Here is a 19,445-nt window from a genome sequence, read left to right as displayed (position 1 = left end):
TGATGCTTGGATTACTGAGAAGATAAAAGTAAAGTCAGTTGAAATCCAGAACACTCCTTAATCAATTATGAAACTTAAATAAACTATGCTTTCTCGGTCAACTATGTTGTGTTAAACTGCCCGTTAGCGCAACAAAGGGCTACCGATCCACGCCCTTTCAATCAGCAAGCCCATCAAATATTATTATCCCTTATTTACACGGCGTTCTAAAAAGTAATCCACCAGAATGTAGATGATACCAGCAATACTGAAAAAAATGATGGCGGTAATACTGTTCAAGTCATATTCCCTTATAAAACGTTCATCGTATGCCTTGTAAAATAACGCATACCCTCCAATACCACTCAGTATTAATATTAATACGCGACCGATAAAAGGGTTTGTGATCTTTCCAACCACCCAGGACAGTGGCCAGAGAAAAACGGGGTAGATGACAGTGGAAAAAAGGAAAATCATAGAGACAAAAATAAAGCCAATATTTCGTAAACCGTAATATTCGCTTGTACCAATTTTGTACCCTTCCATTAGCTCTACTCCCAGGAACGCCAGTGTAAATAAAGTAACAGAAGTAATCCACAGGATTATGTGTTTGACTGCACGCAAAGTGATCCCACCAGTTCTGAAAGTTTTCGTCCTATTAGTATTTGACGCTGTATTTTGTTATAAAGTTGCTTTCAGATGGTGGGTAATAATTGATACAAAATGCAACATAACTGCCCGTTACTTCAATGAACCCAATGAAGAGCTGCCTGAAGCAAACTCCTCCACTATCGTGTCCCGTTAGTTTAATAAACGGTTCAAATGTTCCAGGACTTGAAACCCGACGTATTGTTCACGTTTAGGATACTTCCATCGATAATAACAATTCCAATAACTCACCACTCGACTTTGAATTGTTCGATAAAGTTTGGGGTTTTCACCTACAAAGGTTTTTATGAAGTCGGCGTTAAGCAATGAACGGTTTTGATAGATAACCTGTAAAATCTCCTCTACATATTCCCCAATTATGAGCATCAAATAAGCTGTTACCCATGAACACTCCGTTACCTTAGATAATGCATTCTTTACATTGTTTTCCCGTATATAGCCGTTGTGGTGACGTGTGTACAAGGTGTAAAGAATGGTTTGTTGTTCAACCGTTAGAGACGATATTTGTAACTGAATAGGTTCATCGTAATAAATTCGGGACGGAATATTTAGGGTTTCCCCCGATAACTTCAGTTCCTCAGAATAAGAAAAAGTAAGATGTGTTGTCTGGGGAATAATGTCCAACACTTGCCGTACGTCTTTGATTAATTCACGTGGGAATGCCCTGACTAAATCGTATTTCTCTTTTTCTTCACTTTCCATTGAGTCACTTCCTCAACCCAATTATCTTAAACTATCCTGCCCTATAGTTGAACAGCAACCGTGGATCGTCTGCTCAGATTAGATATTCTCCCTTAATGTCAGAAAATACGTGTACCAGTCACTTCGGTTAGACTTGATCAAAGCCAGTGCTTCATTCAAAGCGATCCCTGTCAGACTCCCTAATTGTTGATAATCGACTATATTTTTTCTAATCCAGATTTCAGGATTCCCCTGCACTAGCTCTAATCATCTCATCAAATTTAGGATCATTAGCGACTTTCAACAGAGTATGTATCACATGGTCATCATCAGATTTAGATAGATCCAAAACAGCGTCGTCAATTTCGTCGTCTCTTGCATGTGCATCAAAAATAAAAGCAATCAATTTTTCTATATCATTATTCAACCCAGTCACCTCAAGAATTGTAATTTTTTATCGTTAGGGATTGCACTATACTGCCCTTTAGCGTAACGAGGCTGCCATAAAATTGCGTGGCAGCCTCCTTGATTTCCTTTATTTAACTATCGTACCCGTTAGCTGAATATCACTAAGATTATTTAACAAGAATTTTAATTGGATTCATTGTTAATGAGATATCCTTAGAACTGAATCCGTCAATTTTTACAAAGAGATTTTGTTTCCCTTTTTTCGTTGCTATAAATTCATCTTCAACTTCAACTATTTGTCCTGACTTAAATTCTGTTAAATATCCCTTATCCGAATAACTACGCTCTTCGTTACTGCCAGAAAAGAAAAAACGAATTATTGGTTCTCCATGGGAAACTCCAATGGGTTCAACACCAGTATATTTTAGAGTTCCTTTTACTTTTATTGCTTCACCAGTATCTATAGCAGTTGGCGTTGTTACTTCGAGAACAAAATCAGATGCTTCTACACTTTGAGTCACAGTATCTGCATTTTTTTCTATTGATGAACACCCAGCAAATATCATGGACACCACTAATACTAACATTAAGATGCAGCTAATCATTTTCGTCATTTCATATCACCTCGTCATACTTTAACGAATAATTTATTGCATTTGTTGCTCAATTTCAGGATTACAAGTCATTCAGCTATCCTGCCTGTTAGCTTAACGAGGTTGCCATACAAATTTCGTGGCAGCCTCGTTAATTTCCTTTATTTAACTATCGTCTCCCATTAGCTGAATAACTCATGCTTTTCAGCGTTTACCTAACATATCCCAATACTCGCTACATAGCCGTTGGAGTTTACTAATTCCGATCGTATTACCATCAGGATCTTGTATTTCAATCTGTGACGTTTTAAAGATCAGAAACCCAACAAGGTCTTTCTCGCTTGAACGACAAAATACCTTTACTCGGTCACTTTCCTGGTCAGCTTCAAGAATTTCAAGTTGTAGATCAATAAGCTCATTGACTTTAAATATATTTGAGCTAGAATCCGACATTTCAAAGTAGAAGACTTCGACATATCTAAGATCGACGAATATATGTTGGAAAGTCGGGTCCAACTTCTCCGCTAAATAAGGTATATCAATTGATAATTTATAACCGTGTTTAAAAGTGGCAATTCTTTCGATTGTCCCATCGTGCAACAGGTTAAAAAGCAGAGCTTGATCTTCTACGTCCATTAATAAGCCCCCATACAAATGTTAACTATTGAGTTCATCTGCCCTTTAGCTTAACGAAGCTGCCGTACATATTCGCGGTAGCCTCGTTAGTTTCCTTTATTTAACTATCGTACTCTGTTAGCTTAACAATTTAACGTCCGAAGCACCGCCTAATACTTTGCTAGCTCATTAACAGCATGCTGTATCTTTGTAGGAATTTCCGTATCCACTTCTTCCCCGTACTTGAATAAAAGTAAAAATGAATCAATGTTGTAATTTTTATATGCTACCCCTTCCGCTGTTGCTGGGAATTCAGCCCATCCTTCCTGCTGTTCGTGCTCGGAAGGAAAATGATAAAGTATCAATTCTTCGCCATTTACTATATAAACCTGTGGCTCTATACCTCTCAGTGTCACTTGCAAGTCGCTTTTTAGGTTTCTTTCGCCATTTGTTACAGTGAGACCTTGTTTAACCAATGCGTGAATAATGTCCTCTTTTGAGGTAACTACTTCGCGAGTTAACAATACCATTTCTTTTGCGGTAAGAACGACCGACTTTTCCTTTTCAATACTCCCCCTGATATTCACTGGTTTCGTAAGAACAACTTTGACGGTTAATCCTGACGAAAAGTCGTTCATCGTTAAAGATTTTCCGCTTTCATCGCGAAAAGTCGTCTGATCTGTAAATTGAACAGGGCACCCGTACCCGATGTCATTGATGGCGCCTTTTTTTCCTTTGTTCACTCCTTCTGAACAATTGACGACAAAACTATCCGCTTTGACGTCCTCGATTTGTCCCTGAAATGACTCGGTGGATCTTACGCATCCAACTAAAATAATACTTAAAAAGATCAATATCAATGCAGCACGATTAATATTAACCACCCCCTTATCCACTCAATAATTTAGACGGAAACTACGAAGTAATGTTGCGCAATCCTGCCCTTTAGCTTAACGACAAAAGGAGCAGCTACCTCGGCGGCAAACTGCTCCTGGATTGCTGAACTAACGTTTCCCGTTAGCTTAATGATCTAGGCGTTACTTGTGATACGCTTCACCGTTACGACTCAAAATGAGATTCAAAAAGTTAGCAGATTCCCCACTATCCCTAACAATTATTAAATTTCCATATTAATGAATATTGTTCTTACCAAAAACATAAATATTACAAGCTTAACTAACATACCTTTGTTTACACCTTGCTTAAACTTATTATTTATTAAATTAGTGATAATTCGTTTTTAATAAAATTTAAATATCTTTTTAATACAACCTTTTTTGGGAGAAAGAAGCCGATTTATGAACATATTTAATAAATTCCTTTTTATCCTTTTATCAATTTCCATTATTCTACTTGTCTATTTAAATTTCTTTTCTAACACAAAAGATGCCAAAAACCTCATATCTCAAAATGAGCCAATCACTCAAAACGCTATTAAAACAAACCTGCCATTGAATAAAGGTGGTGGTTGTGAGGAAGATGCTAACAGGTTTCGCGAATCTAATAATCGTATTTCAAATGCTAGCCAAGGCAATTGGAAATTAATTTGGCAAGATGAATTTGAAAACAACTGCCTAGACCCCAGTAAATGGAATATTGAAGATTGGTCAGCAGAAAAAAACAATGAACTACAATATTACTCCCCGAATAACGTCAAAGTCGAAGATGGTGTTTTAAAGTTAATCAGCAAAAATGAAAGATATAAAGGAAAGGATTACACATCTGGGGCTGTCCAAACGAAAGGAAATTTTGATTTTTTATATGGGAAAGCAGAAATGAGGGCTAAACTCCCAGCAGGTCAAGGGATATTCCCAGCCTTTTGGATGATGACTGATAAGGAAAATACTTGGCTTCCAGAAATAGATATTATGGAAATGCTTGGCCACCAGCCTGATCAAGTATGGATGGTTTCACATTGGTTAGGTAAGGACGGAACTTTAAAAAGTGAATCTAGCGCCTTTACAGGTGCAAATTTTTCGAAAGACTTCCATACATTTAGTATTGAGTGGACCCCACATTCTATTACGTGGTTAATCGACGATGAGGAAAGATTCAAAACAGTAAAGAACATTCCAAGTGAAAAAATGTATTTATACTTAAATACGGCGATTGGGGGAAACTGGCCCGGATCTCCAGACCATACTACGGTATTTCCTGTCAGTTTTGAAATAGATTATGTAAGGGTCTTTAAGGGCAATGAAGAGTGAGCTGAAGATAACTAAGTCTTATTCTTTCAAAAGTATCTGACATGATAATAATTTCTATAGATAAAATAAATAAATTCATCTTTATTGCTTAATAATTATGCTCTACAGCAGCAAATAAGTTGCTAATTTTTTTTAATCAATAGTTCTAAATAAAGAACAGTTGAATAATAATTAAAGAACACAAAAATACCTTTATTATCCTTCATAAAATCCCTTTTATGAAAGTTGGAGAAATTTTCTATGATATTAACTATCTCAATGATTCTATTCTGCCTTTTTATTTTGTTCCATATCCTATATATTTTTATTCCGCTTTATACAAGCAACTCACAAAAGAGAGCTTATCCAATAAAAGAAAAAGGAATTAGCATACTGATTCCTGCATATAACGAGACACTTGTCATTGAAAACTGCCTAATTGGAATTCTCAATGTGAACTACAATAATTTAGAGATTCTATTTATAAATGATGGCTCTACTGATGACTCACTTGAAACATTCAACAAACTCCTTATGCTTGTTAAAACCTCAAAACCCAAACAAGGGGTGCTGAAATATGAGAAAGTAAGGGATGTTTACCAGTCGCAAAAATATCCCTATATTTGGGTGATTGATAAAGAAAACGGTGGAAAGGCAGACTCACTCAATACCGGGATAGACTTCGCTAAGAATGAAATCGTGATCACTTTAGACGCCGATAGCATTCTCGAGTCAAACTCATTAAACGAAATGAACCTAACGTTTACAGAAGACTCTGTAGTAGCAGCAGGTGGATTGGTGAACATTGTACAAGGATTTAGATTTAGTGGACAGAAACTAATCCCTTGTTTTAAACTACCTGGCCTCATTCGCTATCAAGTTGTTCAATATTTGTGCGCCTTTTATTTACATAAAACCACCCAATCAAAATTTTCATCCATTACGGTTATAGCTGGAGCCTTCGGTGCCTTCCGAAGAAGTATACTAATTCAAGCAAAAGGCTACAGAAAAACGGTTGGTGAAGATATGGATATTACACTACGAATCCAAGAATTAATCGGCACTGTTTTGAAAGGAAAACGGATTGTTTTCGTACCTGAAGCAGTTTGTTATACTGAATGTCCTGCAAGCTTTAAAAATTTATTTAGACAGCGTATACGTTGGCAAAAAGCGTTTGTTGACTGTGTCATTACATACCGCAAGTCATTTTATAAGAAATTGAATCTCAGAGTGTCCACCTACTTATTTTTAGATTCTCTTTTACTCGGAACTATTTCTGCATATCCAACCCTTTTTGTTCCAATCATCGTTCTTTCCACATTAAACCACTTGAAGTTATCATTAATTCTACTAATCATGTCAATTGTATTAGCAATCATGCAAGATATTGCTACATTGATTGTAGCAAGGAGATTCGGACATTTTTATAGTTTAAGAGACCTTGTTTCATTAGTTTTCTTTCTTCCAATTGAAGTCATCTTCTATCGAATTACAGGGTTATTTTTTGTTACTCTTGGAACCGTTCTCTATTTTCTTGATAAAGATGGATGGAGCCGTTCAGAACGAATAGGAAAGCCAATTATACTTGATACTGGCGACAAGGCCAACATGAAGATACACTCGAGGGGGTAATGGAATGAAAAAATACGTCATCCCCAATCTATTATTTACTGTTTTTTTCATAGCTGTTTTTACTCCTCTATGTTATCTGCTTTTCAATTATGTCCTTAACTTTGGACTGCCACCTGTGTCGGCCAAACAATCATTAAGTAATTTGAATGTTTCTCCAATTTCAGTTAATCGTGATTTTTTTGAAGTAGAAGAAAGTGCTGACAAAGTAACCGTTCTAATGTATCACCATATTATTCCGAAGAGTCAATTAAAAAAACACCATTTTACAAAAAACGGAAAACTGATTGATATGGTCGTAACTTTGGAGGAGTTTACCAAACAAATGAATTATTTGAAGGAACAAAACTATACTGTTTTATCGTTAAAAGAATTTGAACTATTTATTACCAATCAAAAGAAGGTTCCAGCAAAAAGTGTATTGATTACATTCGATGACGGATATAAAAATGTGTTTGAGTTTGCTTATCCTGTTTTGAAAAAACATGAATTTTCTGCAGTTCAATTAATCATTACCGGATTAATTACAGAAAGAACCGTTTCATATGACTCCTCCCTTCTTCAATATGCAAGTATTGATGAACTGAAAGAGGCATCTGATGTGTTTGATTATGGAAACCATACGCATTCCCTTCATCACAGGGATGACAACGGAGTCACCTACTTAAAATTATATGATTGTGAAAAAATACAAGAGGATCTTGCCAAAGCAAATGAATGGTTGGGACATTCAAAAACTTTTGCAGCACCCTATGGTGAGTATGATGCCAATACGCTAGATATATTAAAAGAACTGAAATTTAAGATGGCCTTTACCGTCAGTCCAGGATACGCTGAACCATCTCAGCACATCCTGGAAATCCCTAGGTATGCCATATATCCATTTTATAATATGGAAGATTTCATATATATTATAGAGCAAAATAAGGATGTATCTTTACAAAGGTAGTTGAAAAAGGAAGGTGCCGGGCACCTTCCCTTATATCATCTTGCACTAATGTTTGCCTCATTTTGTTTAATCCATTAGAGTAAGACTCCTCTTCGAACTCATTTGCCCTTGTTCTTTTGCTCAAACGAAAAATATGAATGAATGATAAAACCTCATTTACTTATGATACGGCTCACCGTAATGTATCTAAGCTCAAAGTACGGTTTGACCACAAAATCTACATCAGTATATAAAGACGAAACCACTCCTGACCATGGAGTGGTTTCTTTGAATAGAACTTCTCTTTTATTGCCCTAAGGCACGAACAGAACAATTAAGCTAAGAAACAGAATTACTCCAATAATGGCGGACGTAATTTTGACCAACCATTTGTCCCTTGATACAGCAAAAATACAGCCACGACAACAATAAAGAGCGCTCTTGCAATGTTCTCATTTATTCTCAATGTTTCGGGAATCAAGATGACCGTTAGATAAAGCATTATCGTCATTGCTAACGAATAACCAATCAGTTTCGCCCAAGTCTTCAATTTCAAATCAGTCCCTTGTTACAAGTTATAACGTTATTATCATTATTCCCCTAGTGACGGTGATTGGACTATCATACCCATTGATGCCCTCAAATTAAAAGCAGTCTATCCAACTCCGTCTTGAATTATTCTGTTCGTTAGCGGAACGACAGAGGAAGCAGCTCAACACAGAAGGTAACTCCATTCAAAGAAGTTCAAGGAGACAAAGTGTAACTAACCAATGCCCGCCTGCGTCTATATTGTTAGATCTGGAAAGGGTGGAAAAGATGCGTGAAAAATGGGGCTTAGGCAATTGTCTGATGATTCTGTTCGGTATGGCGGCTCTTCTCCTCGGGCTTGTCGGTTGCGGAGAGGAGCCGACAGCGATATCTACCTCTCCGCCTGCCGCCACGAGCGGAGAACTTGTATACAAAGAAACTTTGTTAAACGAACAGGACACGGTCGAAACCTTAAAGGCGAACGGAGTGGAGTTGACGGCTGATCCCGCGGACTCCTATTTTGAATTGAATAAGGTGAAGCCTTTTAATTATGCGCTCCCAGGCAACGAGAAGATCATGGTGTATGTGTATGACAACGCCGAAGGAACGAGAAAGGCGAGGCTCGATTTCGCGGATCAAACAAAGATGATGGACTTGAACTTGCCTATATTTTATGACATCAAAAACGTGCTGATCCTCTACCAGCACAATGTGAGCGGAGACCGTCCCCAGGAACGAACCGCTTACCACTCCAAAATTGAAAGCTCAATCGAACAGTTGCTCGGCGATGAGATTTACATCACACACGTTAAAACCTATAACCTCGCCAAGTTGGAGAGCTTTATAAGCAACTTCACCGATCATCAGGCCGATCAACTGAAAATAACATCGTTAACGATCGAAGGTGATCCGATCTATATCTATTTGCTGACGAACGGCACCAAGCTGCAATATGTGTATGACAACAGCGAAGAAGCTTTTGCGGGAAGCGACAAAGGCGTCTCCAAAACGGAATGCGCGAAAATCGAGCATCAGCGGACGGAGGAAGGACATACTCTTTACGTTACAACTGGATGCCAAAACAAAGGTCAAAGGTATATTCTGACCGTCCCCGAGGATGCGCCAGAACCGACGGCCGAAGCGGTTGAAACCGAAAAAGTGTCCCTGTTTCCCAATGACAATTCATATTACGACAACACCGAGCCGCTGGGGTAACGTTTTGTTGAGCAAATCTGCCCGTTACTTAAATGAAAATGGGAGCAGCACTTTGCTCCTTGGTATGGTTGAACTATCGCTTAACAGGTATTGCTTGATGATTGGCAAATCGGGTGGACTGATTTCAGATGGAATTTCCTTAGAATCAAAAAAGCGTAATTCCATCACTTCTTCTCCATCCTTTTCTAAAGTGCCGATATAATCATTACATAGATAAGCGGTAACAACATTATACACTTCGTCACCATGAGGATATTTGTAATAAAACTCGTTGCCTGAAAACACATCAAACATTGTTAATGAGTTCGCGATTAAACCTGTCTCCTCAAATAGTTCTCTCTTAGCTACCTCTGGGAGGCTCTCTCCTGGCTCTAATGATCCTCCTGGTAAACCCCATAAACCATTGTCCGTTCTACGTTGTAATAATAAGCGATTTTTATCGTCGGTTAATAACACACATGCACCAACCATGATTATGGGGTGTGTGCCTATATGTCGTCTTAATTCCATAATATAACCCAAGATGATTGCTCCTTAGGAAGAGATAGAATTCTTATGATTATTCGTGTAAAAATGTCTAAGTTCCTGCTTATTCCTAACAGAAGTTATTGCGTTATCCTGCCCGTTAGCTTAATGGCACTGTCAGTCTAAAACTTTATTTTCTCAGTCTACAACTATATTTCCCCGGTCTACAACTTCATTTTTCGGTCTAATAGTTTATTTTTCTAAGACATCAACACCAAGTGACTTAACCTCTTCCTCCACTTTTTTCTGTGAAAGTCTAGCCTTTATGTCACTTACCCCTGGGATGGTTTGAATCAACTCGTATGCTTCTTTGTAGGGTTGAAGATGAGCGTCGATCTCTGCATCAAGCGCAGCGATAGATTGCTCGAGAAAGGCAATATGTTCCCAGTAATTGCGAATCATGAGTATCTGGTGCGTGTTGAGCGTTCCATAGAGTGATTCGGCTACACGAGCGACATTACGCTTGACGTTACCGTGAACCCACTGCTCGATGTCGTCGGGGTCGACATCACCTTGCGCGATTAACCGTTCCAGCAAGTTGCGGCCGGATACGCCAAATACATCTGAAATCACCGTGCCGAGTTTTACATTCGAAGCTTCCAGTACCTTTTGAATGCGATTTTTCTCAGCCGTTAAGTTGCCGATCCGCTTTTTGCGCAAGCGTGTGAGATCACGTAGTTCTCGGAGGTCCTCGGACGGAACAAAGCTTTTCTCGATTAACCCCACCCGCAAGAGTTTGGCGATCCATTCGGCGTCGCCGACATCCGTTTTGCGTCCGGGGACATTCTTGATCCGCTGCGCGTTGGCTAGGGCAATATCAATTTAGCCTTCCAGCATGTTGTACACCGGTTTCCTCCGCTTCACCAGTCAACACGCAGACTACACTCGTTTCTTGATGAACGTCCAATCCGGCACAACGAGTAATCAATGTCTCTATAACCAAATCCTCCAATCGAATAATCCTAACGATTGGCGCATTCGTTCTAATTCTCCATTTTTCTGTCCGCGGTCATTCAGCCATACAGCGCCGAAACCAGCATGGGGTTGTTCACAGAACGAATGCTCACAGTTTTAGTGACGGGGTCGAACCACCAAAAAGAACCACGTATTTCTGTCCAATCGCAGTATTACTCAGTATGGAGGAGAATGTGCTGCGCTAAACTCTACTTTCATGTTGGGGATGCGGCAAAAAGCCATGAATGTTTTAGTATGTTCAGAGCTTCCGTTTCCGAGGTATTCCGGTATAGCGCATCTGGTCAGATAAAGCCATTGCTGCCTTCACTCTGTTACCCTTTCAAGCCTGTTAAAGTAATGCCCTCAATAAAATACTTCTGTCCAATCAGGAAAACAAGGATGGTCGGCAAAATGACAACGGTAGCGGCTGCCATCATATAGTTCCATTGGGCATTAAACTGTCCTTTGAATTGCTGCAGACCTATCGCCAGCGTATAATTGCTCTCCGAGTTCAGGTAGATGATTGGCGCAAGGAAATCATTCCAATGATATAGGAATGCGAACAAACCTACGACGATCAGTGCAGGCTTTATTAACGGCAGCAAAATTTGCGTATAAATCCGGAATAGGCCCGCTCCATCAATCAGTGCCGCTTCGTCTAATTCTTTCGGTATAGTCCTAAAAAACTGCCTCAACAAGAAGATGTTAAATGCCCCCCCGCCAAACCAGGACGGCAGAATAAGCGGGAAGAAGGTATTAATGGCACCCACGGATCTCCATCCCAGAAAGGTAGGGATCAAAGTGGCTGCAGTCGGCAGCATGAGACTAGTCAAGATAAGTGCAAACATTTTGTCACGGCCCGGCCAACTCAACCGTGCAAAACTGTATGCGGCCAGACTGCTTGTCAGCACTGTACCGAGGACACTCAACACGACAATCGTTAGCGTATTGATGAAATACGTGTGGAAAGGAAATAGAGTCAAGGCATCTACATAATTCCCGAACTCAATGGGGGACGGTATCCATATGGGTGGTATGACAAAGATCTGATCCAGGGTCATCAGCGAGCTTCTGAACATCCAGTAAAAGGGCAGTAGACACATGATGCTTCCTGCCGCCAAAACCAGGTAGACCAGCATCTTGGAACCGATTCGAACCATCCTAATCATTTGTTCCCCTCACCTTCATAGTAGACCCACTTTTGGGAGGTTTTAAAAACAATATAAGTGAAAATCATAATAATAATGAAAAGGAACCAGGCTACCGTGCTGGCATAAGCCATATTCGAGAGTTGGAATGCTTCCCTGTACAGGTAAAAGACAATAAATAGGCTGGAGTTGTTTGGACCGCCCTCCGTCATGATGTAGGCCTCGGCAAAGATCTGGAAGCCGCCAACAAAGCCCAGGACGAGATTAAAGAAAATGGTTGGGGTCATCATCGGAATCGTAATATAAAGCAATTTGTGAAGCCTGTTTCCACCGTCAACTTCGATTGCCTCATAAAGATGATTAGGAATACCCTGTAAACCTGCCAGAAAGATAACCATTGTATTTCCTGTCGTCCATAATCCCATTACGACAAGGGATGGTATAACAGTGTCCGCGGAATAAATCCACATGCTCGTTGGAAGTCCTACCGATTTCAGCAGATTGTTTAAAAGCCCAAGATCGGGATCTAAAATCCAGATCCATATCATCGAAGACGCAAATACCGGAACAATCGTAGGCAAATAAAACACCGTACGAAAAAGCGCTTTCCCCCATATTTTCTGATTCATAAGTATGGCGAGGAAAAAAGTAAACACGATGTTAAGCGGAATGCTCATAAATACATACTTAAAGGTAGAGGACAAAGATTTGTAAAACAGCCCGTCACTGCTGCGGAACATTTGAATATAATTTTCGAGTCCAATAAACTTAGGCGTGTTAACGAGCCTGAGATCCGTAAATGTCAATACCAAGCTGGCCAGCATCGGACCTAATGTAAACAGTAGAAAACCTAATATGGCGGGCAGCGCGAATAAAATTCCCCACCACATTTCTTTTTTCATTCTCTTCTTTTTTACGGAATGATTATGCACCTGCGCTGCAATCAGCCCGGCCTCTGCCATGGTTCACCTACCTTGTTCAAAATCCGTGGCAGGCAGATATGCAATGCCTGCCACGGCCATCCGATCAGAATAGAATTAATGCGACCACTCGTACACGCCCTCCAGTAACGGTTCTACCTTAGGTTTAATTTCATTCATAGCATCCTCGGCTGTTTGCTTGCCTTGCCATACGTTATCAAGAGCAGGCGTTACGATGGTGTCGATTTTCGCATAGTTTTTCAACAAATCCGCAGGACCCGGTTTGGTACTCTCTTCGAATAACGGCTTGATCATGACATCAATATAACCGTCCGGATGCTTGTCATTCACCGCCCATTGATTCAGCTTTTCTTCGTCGGTAAGCCATTCCTTTAAAACAGGTATGGAAAGTCCGTCCGAATAAATACCGATGGCTGAGCCCGGATCGGCGGCGAACTTGTAAAATTTCCAGACTTGGTCAATATTTTTGGTAGAATTAAAGATGACGACCGGAGACGCAAGAATCACCGCTGCATTCTCTTTCATTCTTGGGTACAGGCCATAACCAAAATTGGCTTTGGCCGCACTTAAATCCAGCGTCAGCCAGTTACCGCCGAAAACCATTGCCGCCTTCCCGGTCTGCAGTGAGGTTGCAAGATTCGGAAGGCTCTTCAACTGAACTGGGTTGGGAGCCACATGATGGACATTGATCAAATCCGCCATTTTTTGAATAGCTTCATAGGCTTCCGGCTCTGAGAGGCCAAAGCTCATCCCGTCGTCAGACACATATCCTCCGCCATTCGAGAGCACAAGCGGCAGATAGTTCGCCCACCATGTTTCAAACATCACACCGTATTGCTTTATTTTCGTCGGATCAAAATCAGGATCCAGCGCCGTTTTGCCACTCTGATCAACTGTCAGCTGTTTGGCCAGCTCCACAAACTGATCCCAAGCCATGGTATCCTCCAGACTGCGAGGCAAAGGCTCAATTCCCGCTTTTTCAAATACGGTTTTATTGTAGTACATTCCCATCGCACCAATGCCAATACGTCTTCCAAGCGCTTTGCCGGGTTCCCACTCAAACCAGGTGTTTGGGGCGTAGTTATTCAGATTAAAATCCGGATCGCTCTCCAATTGTTCGAACACGTTATACAGCTTGCCTTCCTTTGCTAATTCATACGCCTGGCCCTCTGACATATAAGCCAAGTCCGGTGCATCGTTACCGGCTACCATGGTGGCTACTTTCGTATCATAATCGTCATTGGGCACATGAATGATTTCGATCGTAACTTCCGGATTAAGCTCCATGTATTTCTTCGAATAATCCTCAACGGCCTTTTTCTCATTCGGACTCCCCCATACCATATAGCGTAATTTGACAGGGCCCTTATCCGCTGTTTCCTTCTCTGTTTGTGAGCCATTGGTATCCGTTTGTGCATTGGTATTACCGGTTTCGGAAACGGCTTGCTTGTTCGAGCCTGCATTGCTGCAAGCGATCAATCCCATAATCATGACGATCGACAATAGAATAAAACCCATTTTTGACAAACTCATTTTTCCAGCCCCTCACATAGAGAATGTCTTACTTTTTCTTCGTTAATTCAAAGTCCGGAATGATGACTTCCTTGCCGCCGTTCATGGCCGACTCATGTGCGCAAATACCGGCCGCCGTCCACACAGCCGCTTTCTCTTCGTCAACGTGAGGCGGCCTTTCCTCCACTATACTGCTGATAAATTCATGAACCAGATGAGGATGCGATCCGCCGTGTCCGCCGCCTTGGAGAAAGGAGAGGTGCGGATTGCTTTCATCATATACTCCCCGTGTCGTGAACCGTTGGATCTCTTTCGGCAAACTTTCCGGACGGTCTGGAATATCCACCCGCTCCCAGGTAATAGGACGCCCTCTGTGCTCCGTCAATTCGCCCATGCGCATAATGATTGGCTTCTCATCTTCCATTTGTTGCCACTCAAACGTCGCTTTTTCGCCGTATACATTGAAGCTTTCAGAATAAGCTCTTGCCGTATGAAACATGGTCCGCGTCAACTCCACCGCCACATCGGAATCCTCCAGCTGGTAGATTGCAGTTTCAATCGGATATGGATTCCCGTACTTTTGAACCAATTCATCCCGCATGCTGCCTGAACCGAAGCAATGCACTTTCGTGGGACGTTTGCCAATCAAATCAAGCACTGGTCCCAGCGCATGCGTTGGATGCATGAGCGGAGGAAAGCCCTTCCAATAATCTGGCCATCCATCCATATCCTGATAGTGGGCGCAGCGCAGAAACTGGATTTTTCCCAACTCCCCGGTTTCGTACAATTGCTTGACGTATAAATATTCACGAGAAAAAACAGCCGTTTCCATCATCATATAATTTTTACCGGATTCCCTTTTTGCCTCAAGAACCGCATTAACCTCGTCAAGCGATAGTCCCATAGGAATCGTGCATGCGCAGTGTTTGCCTGATTTCAGAACGGCCACGGAATGCGGTCCATGGTGCGTTACAGGCGTAACGAGGTGAACTGCGTCGTATTCATCCGATGCCAAAATATCATTCATATCCGTAAATCTGCGTTCCACTTGAAATTTATCGCCAATTTCCTTCACCGTGTCGGGATTGCTGTCACAAATCGCCAGGTACTCCACATTTGGATGATGAAGATAAATCGGAACAAATTCTGCGCCAAATCTGAGACCTACAAGTGCTACTCTAATTTTTTTATTTTTCATTGAAGTCCTCCACAAAGTGATTTTTTTTATTAAAATATACTTGTCTTCAAATATGAATTTTAAGGATGTTAATTCCATGCACATCTCACAGACTTCCTATCCTTGGTTTAGGTTGAAAGGCGATGCAATGATCGAAACGATCGGTCGGATCTCCGCCATTAACAAGCACCCAAACCGCGTGCTTCCCTATTGGGTGATCGGTATAGTGCATTCAGGAGAGCGCACGGTTAAATTAGGAAGATACAGCGGAAAAGCAATGGTGGGGGATTATTTCCTCATGCCGCCGAATCAGTACCACAGCGGTATCGAGATTGATGAGCATGATGTGTCATTCATTCATTTTGCAATGCAGGGAGAAGCCATCGATATCCCCCTTGAAATCGATTCGAGCAGAATCGCCTTGCCGGTCTTCGGACAAATACCAAAGGACACCGACCTGTTCAAAACGTTTCACTACATGTACGACCAATATCGTTCCGAGCTGGTCGATAATCATTTTTTGAATATTCAGCTGCAAGCTGCACTACATCAAATTAGCTTCCATATGCAAAAGAGACAGGTACTAAATACTCGTAACAACCGAATGGGCGATGAAATTTTTCAATTTATTCTGACTAACCTGACAGAAGAGCTGACTGCGGAGGTGTTCGAAGATCGTTTCGGTTTAAGTTACAGACAGCTCAACATTAATTTCAAAAAACAATTTAAAACAACCATTAAACAAAAGGTTATTGAGCTTCGCATCGATCATGCGTATCAACTGCTAATGTTAGGTGAGACGATCGCGGATGCAGCTAATAAATCGGGATTTAAAGATTATTTTTACTTCCTAAAATGTTTTAAAAAAATAAAACACCTGACACCGAAAGACGTGAAGAAAAGCTTTTTTCACTAATCCTAATCCTTAAAAATGTGGCCGGAAGAATACTCTCCCGGCCCTTCTCATCAGATCGCTAGACCGACAGAGGGATTTCCAACATAATCACACTGTGCTTAGGCAGCATAAGCTTGAGGCTGTTATTCTGATCCGCCTCTACTGTGAAGTGGTCCTCCGTAAAAGCGGCATCCAGGACATAATCGTCGGCTTTGAGAAGCGTACAGGACGTTTTTCCCAATATACCCGATCCATCAGCATTTATAATGATTTCTGCAGCTTCAACAGGGCTCCGATTTACGACGGTCAGCGTCAAGCTGCTTCTCTCTTGATTCAGCGAACCAGCAGCGTCCAGAATACCATCCGTTAGCGATGGCGTGACCTCGATCGCACGTTGATCATAATGCCGCTTAAACAGAGACATCACCTGTCCCATCGGTGTCAGGAAAGAATTTCCCTCTCGGACAATGATCGCTCCTTCATTAACTGGTTCAAAGAAGCAGCCTATTTCGATCCCCAATCTCTCAGCATCCCGGCAGAACATATTGAGCATCGAAGCCGTATATATCCCCTCTACTATGCCGGGCCTACGATACCACGCATACCATACGTTCCACTCATCGAATGAGATACCAATGTTCGCGCCATTTGGAAGAGTCTCGTTCATCTTTTCCCGGATCTCCCGGATCATTTCTGATTCCCGATCCGCCATTGAAGCTAGTTTTAGAAATGCTTTGTCTCCGCTCTCCCCCCCCAGCCAGACCTCCATTCCTTCCGGTGCATGACCCTGCGGATCAAATGGCGTATAGCTGTGATGAGAAATTAATGCAACGTTTTCTCCAAACTGGGTGAGCCCTTTCGAGAACCATTCGTCGTTGGACCAAAGTCCTGATGAGCAGAGTATGATCGAGTCATCGGCGGCTTTTACGGCAAGTACGGTGTCATTCACCTTACTTGCATATTCCTCCGGGTCATTCGGGCCTTCCATATGGGAATAGCCCAGTTCATTGCCTAGCGACCAATATTTGACCCTGTATGGCTCTGCATAGCCGCGTTCCATGCGGAGTTTTCCCCATACAGTATCCGCAGAGCCATTACAATACTCCACCCATGAAGCGCACTCTTCCGGAGAGTCCCATGCAATATTAAATGAAATAAACGGCTCGGCTCCTACTTTTCGGCAAAGGGCAATGAACTCATCAATTCCGATTTCATGGAAATCAAATCCGCCCGTATGCGGAAGTGTTTCGTTTTCCATAAACGAATTGAGGGGCGCACGCCGGTCCGTTTCAAGCAGCCCGTCCTGCCACCTGTAATCACCTGCGAAGTTGCCTCCAGGCCAGCGCAGAACGGGAGCGCCGATTTCCTCCAGCAATTTAATTACATCCTTGCGGAGTCCCCATTCATTATCGGCCGGCATTAGAGACACAGCACCAACGTTAGCTATGCCCTTCCTGCTGAACGAGATTTCGATACGGCCATCCTCATCCGTCTTTGAAGAAATGAATGTAAATACATGAAGCATCCAATCTTCATCCAATGCCTGAACCGTTTCGAAATGAATCGTCTCTCCAAGGCTGTCCTTAATGGTGATATCTACAGGAATCCCACCGTCGCCCTTGAGCGCCACACGCACCTCGTATTCAATTCCTTCAAAAAAGGCAAGTCGATCCTGACCGATGCCGCAGCGATGGCCTTCGATCGGATTGAACATTCTTTGGCAATGAATTTCATTCCATCGGTTCATCGATTTGGACTGATAATGATGGGTATAAGCATGCTTGCCGTCGAGCAGAAACCTTGCGCTGTCAATGCCGATGGCATACCATTCCATTGCTTGCCCCGTAATCTGGCTCGGCTTTCCGGCGAATTTGCGGTTGCGAATCATTTGCGCCGAAATCCCTTTCCACACGCTGCTTCTGGTATGCTCCAGGTTGTGTCCAAACAGCAGTCTCGAGATCCCCCCTTTTTCCTGTTCAGGGTCAAGGCTTATTGAATATTTTTTCATAAAATATATCCTCCTGTCGCATCTGAAATTAGCCTTTTACTGCACCATCGTTCGTCCTTGCCATGATGTATCGTTGGAAGATAACGAACAATAGAAACGAAGGCAAAATAATGAGAATCATACCGGCGGTAAGCGAATTGTATTCGGTCACAAACTGTTTCGTAAAAGCAAGCAGGCCGACATTGAGTGTGAGTTTATCGGTATCTTGGATAAAGGTATAAGAGAAAAAGAAATCGTTCCATACGCCCATGAAGTTGAATATCGCTGCCGTAATCAAAATCGGCTGCGAAATCGGAATAATGATCCGGGTGTAAATTCCCCAATTGCGGCAGCCGTCGATTTTCGCGGACTCCTCTATTTCTTTAGGGATGCTAAGGAAGTATGCTCTCATCAGAAAGATGGAAAACGGCAGCCCGAAGGCAACCATCGCCAGCACCAATGCAGTGTGTGTATTGAGCAGCCCTAAGTTTTTGAACATAATATAGATCGGAACAATGGTAATGCTGAGCGGCACCATCATACCGATGATAAAAAAGATTGCCCAGAACTCTTTTCCCGCAAAGGAAAGCCTCGCTAAAGCATATGCGGCCATGGAGGCGAGCAAAAGAATAAGAGGAAGACAAATCAGCACGAGTTTTACGTTGTTGATGAAGTAAGAATCCAACACAACATAAGCTTTTTGGAAATTTTCCCAGAAAATAACCTTAGGAAATGCCAAGGGATGGCTACTAAAATACTCATCCGGCGACTTAAGCGCAGTAAACAAGATGTACACGAACGGCATTAACCACATCGCAATGAACAGGCTCATCAATGCATAGAGGATTCCACTTTTGATCTTCATCGCTCTGGTA

Annotated in this window: 19 protein-coding genes; 5 read left to right on the top strand and 14 right to left on the bottom strand. The window is 41.8% G+C overall.

What is annotated here, in order from left to right; translation table 11 throughout:
- Positions 1-183: 183 nt before the first annotated feature.
- From ACO9K6_RS20110 to ACO9K6_RS20085, 6 genes are all read right to left on the bottom strand, one after another.
- Complete coding sequence (locus tag ACO9K6_RS20110) at positions 184-525, bottom strand: hypothetical protein (RefSeq protein ID WP_424769323.1); 342 nt, start codon at positions 523-525, stop codon at positions 184-186.
- 255 nt (positions 526-780) lie between these two features.
- The gene (locus tag ACO9K6_RS20105) at positions 781-1,350 is read right to left on the bottom strand and encodes a hypothetical protein (protein WP_424769322.1); all 570 of its coding nucleotides are present in this window, start codon (positions 1,348-1,350) and stop codon (positions 781-783) included.
- 220 nt (positions 1,351-1,570) lie between these two features.
- Positions 1,571-1,756 (bottom strand): hypothetical protein, encoded by a 186-nt coding sequence (locus tag ACO9K6_RS20100; RefSeq protein WP_424769321.1) that lies wholly within the window; start codon positions 1,754-1,756, stop codon positions 1,571-1,573.
- A 148-nt stretch (positions 1,757-1,904) separates the two neighbouring features.
- Complete coding sequence (locus tag ACO9K6_RS20095) at positions 1,905-2,351, bottom strand: hypothetical protein (protein WP_424769320.1); 447 nt, start codon at positions 2,349-2,351, stop codon at positions 1,905-1,907.
- A 183-nt stretch (positions 2,352-2,534) separates the two neighbouring features.
- Positions 2,535-2,966, bottom strand: a complete 432-nt coding sequence (locus ACO9K6_RS20090) for a hypothetical protein (RefSeq protein WP_424769319.1) — start codon at positions 2,964-2,966, stop codon at positions 2,535-2,537.
- A gap of 149 nt (positions 2,967-3,115) precedes the next feature.
- Positions 3,116-3,829, bottom strand: a complete 714-nt coding sequence (locus ACO9K6_RS20085) for a hypothetical protein (protein ID WP_424769318.1) — start codon at positions 3,827-3,829, stop codon at positions 3,116-3,118.
- Positions 3,830-4,243: 414 nt separating this feature from the next.
- Between ACO9K6_RS20085 and ACO9K6_RS20080 the strand changes: the two genes are divergently transcribed.
- The 4 genes from ACO9K6_RS20080 to ACO9K6_RS20065 all read left to right on the top strand — a co-directional run bounded on the left by ACO9K6_RS20080 (position 4,244) and on the right by ACO9K6_RS20065 (position 9,431).
- On the top strand, positions 4,244-5,152 hold the full coding sequence (locus ACO9K6_RS20080) for a glycoside hydrolase family 16 protein (RefSeq protein ID WP_424769317.1): 909 nt from the start codon (positions 4,244-4,246) through the stop codon (positions 5,150-5,152).
- Between the two features lie 240 nt (positions 5,153-5,392).
- Positions 5,393-6,763 carry a glycosyltransferase family 2 protein gene (locus tag ACO9K6_RS20075; protein WP_424769316.1) on the top strand — a complete coding sequence of 457 codons (1,371 nt, stop codon included), beginning with the start codon at positions 5,393-5,395 and terminating at the stop codon, positions 6,761-6,763.
- A 4-nt stretch (positions 6,764-6,767) separates the two neighbouring features.
- On the top strand, positions 6,768-7,709 hold the full coding sequence (locus ACO9K6_RS20070) for a polysaccharide deacetylase family protein (protein ID WP_424769315.1): 942 nt from the start codon (positions 6,768-6,770) through the stop codon (positions 7,707-7,709).
- A gap of 795 nt (positions 7,710-8,504) precedes the next feature.
- Entirely contained in the window at positions 8,505-9,431 is a 927-nt protein-coding gene (locus tag ACO9K6_RS20065) for a DUF4362 domain-containing protein (protein WP_424769314.1), read from the top strand.
- Between the two features lie 24 nt (positions 9,432-9,455).
- Here the strand turns inward: ACO9K6_RS20065 and ACO9K6_RS20060 are convergent, their stop codons facing one another.
- The 6 genes from ACO9K6_RS20060 to ACO9K6_RS20035 form a co-directional block, all read right to left on the bottom strand.
- The gene (locus tag ACO9K6_RS20060) at positions 9,456-9,953 is read right to left on the bottom strand and encodes an NUDIX hydrolase (RefSeq protein ID WP_424769313.1); all 498 of its coding nucleotides are present in this window, start codon (positions 9,951-9,953) and stop codon (positions 9,456-9,458) included.
- A gap of 195 nt (positions 9,954-10,148) precedes the next feature.
- Positions 10,149-10,682 carry a hypothetical protein gene (locus tag ACO9K6_RS20055; protein ID WP_424769328.1) on the bottom strand — a complete coding sequence of 178 codons (534 nt, stop codon included), beginning with the start codon at positions 10,680-10,682 and terminating at the stop codon, positions 10,149-10,151.
- A gap of 560 nt (positions 10,683-11,242) precedes the next feature.
- Positions 11,243-12,079, bottom strand: coding sequence for a carbohydrate ABC transporter permease (locus ACO9K6_RS20050; RefSeq protein WP_424769312.1), 837 nt, complete (start codon positions 12,077-12,079; stop codon positions 11,243-11,245).
- Complete coding sequence (locus ACO9K6_RS20045; RefSeq protein WP_424769327.1) at positions 12,076-12,960, bottom strand: carbohydrate ABC transporter permease; 885 nt, start codon at positions 12,958-12,960, stop codon at positions 12,076-12,078. Before ACO9K6_RS20045 ends, ACO9K6_RS20050 begins: the two co-directional genes overlap by 4 nt.
- 135 nt (positions 12,961-13,095) lie before the next feature.
- Positions 13,096-14,532 carry an ABC transporter substrate-binding protein gene (locus ACO9K6_RS20040; RefSeq protein WP_424769311.1) on the bottom strand — a complete coding sequence of 479 codons (1,437 nt, stop codon included), beginning with the start codon at positions 14,530-14,532 and terminating at the stop codon, positions 13,096-13,098.
- A gap of 28 nt (positions 14,533-14,560) precedes the next feature.
- Complete coding sequence (locus ACO9K6_RS20035) at positions 14,561-15,709, bottom strand: Gfo/Idh/MocA family protein (protein ID WP_424769310.1); 1,149 nt, start codon at positions 15,707-15,709, stop codon at positions 14,561-14,563.
- 76 nt (positions 15,710-15,785) lie between these two features.
- On the opposite strand from ACO9K6_RS20035, the gene ACO9K6_RS20030 reads away from it, so the two are divergent.
- Entirely contained in the window at positions 15,786-16,604 is an 819-nt protein-coding gene (locus ACO9K6_RS20030) for a helix-turn-helix domain-containing protein (protein WP_424769309.1), read from the top strand.
- Positions 16,605-16,662: 58 nt separating this feature from the next.
- On the opposite strand, the gene ACO9K6_RS20025 is transcribed toward ACO9K6_RS20030, so the two are convergent.
- Together ACO9K6_RS20025 and ACO9K6_RS20020 are read right to left on the bottom strand one after the other, a co-directional pair.
- Entirely contained in the window at positions 16,663-18,591 is a 1,929-nt protein-coding gene (locus ACO9K6_RS20025) for a hypothetical protein (RefSeq protein WP_424769308.1), read from the bottom strand.
- Between the two features lie 28 nt (positions 18,592-18,619).
- Entirely contained in the window at positions 18,620-19,435 is an 816-nt protein-coding gene (locus ACO9K6_RS20020; protein ID WP_424769307.1) for a carbohydrate ABC transporter permease, read from the bottom strand.
- Positions 19,436-19,445 lie beyond the last annotated feature (10 nt).

Origin of the sequence: Paenibacillus praedii (genome assembly GCF_049725345.1) — a bacterium.
Classification (GTDB): domain Bacteria; phylum Bacillota; class Bacilli; order Paenibacillales; family Paenibacillaceae; genus Pristimantibacillus.
This window is presented reverse-complemented; position numbering and strand designations above follow the sequence as displayed.

What these genes read in the sequence shown, in the direction of transcription:
- ACO9K6_RS20070 (WP_424769315.1), top strand. Translation starts at nt 6,768, where the DNA reads ATGAAAAAATACGTCATCCCCAATCTATTATTTACTGTTTTTTTCATA.
- ACO9K6_RS20080 (WP_424769317.1), top strand. Translation starts at nt 4,244, where the DNA reads ATGAACATATTTAATAAATTCCTTTTTATCCTTTTATCAATTTCCATT.
- ACO9K6_RS20050 (WP_424769312.1), bottom strand. Translation starts at nt 12,079, where the DNA reads ATGATTAGGATGGTTCGAATCGGTTCCAAGATGCTGGTCTACCTGGTT.
- ACO9K6_RS20065 (WP_424769314.1), top strand. Translation starts at nt 8,505, where the DNA reads ATGCGTGAAAAATGGGGCTTAGGCAATTGTCTGATGATTCTGTTCGGT.
- ACO9K6_RS20020 (WP_424769307.1), bottom strand. Translation starts at nt 19,435, where the DNA reads ATGAAGATCAAAAGTGGAATCCTCTATGCATTGATGAGCCTGTTCATT.
- ACO9K6_RS20075 (WP_424769316.1), top strand. Translation starts at nt 5,393, where the DNA reads ATGATATTAACTATCTCAATGATTCTATTCTGCCTTTTTATTTTGTTC.
- ACO9K6_RS20030 (WP_424769309.1), top strand. Translation starts at nt 15,786, where the DNA reads ATGCACATCTCACAGACTTCCTATCCTTGGTTTAGGTTGAAAGGCGAT.
- ACO9K6_RS20025 (WP_424769308.1), bottom strand. Translation starts at nt 18,591, where the DNA reads ATGAAAAAATATTCAATAAGCCTTGACCCTGAACAGGAAAAAGGGGGG.
- ACO9K6_RS20090 (WP_424769319.1), bottom strand. Translation starts at nt 2,966, where the DNA reads ATGGACGTAGAAGATCAAGCTCTGCTTTTTAACCTGTTGCACGATGGG.
- ACO9K6_RS20040 (WP_424769311.1), bottom strand. Translation starts at nt 14,532, where the DNA reads ATGAGTTTGTCAAAAATGGGTTTTATTCTATTGTCGATCGTCATGATT.
- ACO9K6_RS20105 (WP_424769322.1), bottom strand. Translation starts at nt 1,350, where the DNA reads ATGGAAAGTGAAGAAAAAGAGAAATACGATTTAGTCAGGGCATTCCCA.
- ACO9K6_RS20035 (WP_424769310.1), bottom strand. Translation starts at nt 15,709, where the DNA reads ATGAAAAATAAAAAAATTAGAGTAGCACTTGTAGGTCTCAGATTTGGC.
- ACO9K6_RS20110 (WP_424769323.1), bottom strand. Translation starts at nt 525, where the DNA reads ATGGAAGGGTACAAAATTGGTACAAGCGAATATTACGGTTTACGAAAT.
- ACO9K6_RS20045 (WP_424769327.1), bottom strand. Translation starts at nt 12,960, where the DNA reads ATGAAAAAAGAAATGTGGTGGGGAATTTTATTCGCGCTGCCCGCCATA.
- ACO9K6_RS20095 (WP_424769320.1), bottom strand. Translation starts at nt 2,351, where the DNA reads ATGACGAAAATGATTAGCTGCATCTTAATGTTAGTATTAGTGGTGTCC.